This is a genomic window from Pseudomonas lundensis, assembly GCF_001042985.1.
Taxonomy (GTDB): domain Bacteria; phylum Pseudomonadota; class Gammaproteobacteria; order Pseudomonadales; family Pseudomonadaceae; genus Aquipseudomonas; species Aquipseudomonas lundensis.
This window is the reverse complement of sequence record NZ_JYKY01000083.1, coordinates 1-705: the sequence shown is the minus strand read 5'-3', so window position 1 is coordinate 705 and position 705 is coordinate 1. Positions and strand designations below refer to the sequence as shown.

Sequence of the window (705 nt, the reverse complement as noted above, 5' to 3'; positions counted from 1 at the left end):
GTAGCGGTGCCACCGCGATCGCAGGCAAGCCAGCTCCCACATTTGGAATGCGTGTGTGGTCAGAAGAACCGCGTCACGCTGATCTTCGCATCGCGGCCCTTGGTGTAGGCGCGGTCGCCGCTCAAGGCCGGGCGGAAGTTTTCGTTGAACAGGTTGTCCACGGTGAAGTTGACCTCGGTGCCTTTGAGGTACGCCTGCTGCGGGGCCCATTTGGCGAACAGGCCCTGGGTGTTGTAGCGCTTGTTGCCGTACTGGTCGAAGAACAAGTCACCCACACCGGAACCCGGGCCACCGGAGTATTTATCACTGGGCAGGCGGTCGGTGGCACCGATGAACTGGCCCATCCAGCCCACTTGGGCATCCCAGGCCGGGATGTGGGTGCCCAAGACCAGCACCCATTTGGTCGGCGGGATATCCCGCGCTGCCACATCAGGGCCCCAAGGGTTGGTGTAGGCGCCTTGGTGCTGGCCCTTGGCATAGGCGAACGACACCGAGCCAAACAGGTAGGTGGAGTTATAGATCGACTCCAGCTCGACGCCCTTGATGGTCATGCCACCGATATTGCGGTAGTTGGACATCGGCCCCGGTGGGCAAGCCGAGGAAATACTGCCGCCGTTGATGGCCTGGTTCTGGCAACCCACGCCGGTGGCCTTGAAGATTTCGTCTTCGACTTTGTTGTGGAACAGGGTGGTACGCAGTTGCAGG

Annotated in this window: 1 protein-coding gene; it reads right to left on the bottom strand. The window is 61.3% G+C overall.

What is annotated here, in order from left to right:
* Window positions 1-59: 59 nt before the first annotated feature.
* Window positions 60-705 (bottom strand): TonB-dependent receptor domain-containing protein (locus TU74_RS22960; RefSeq protein ID WP_048377761.1); only part of this gene is annotated, 646 nt, incomplete at its 5' end.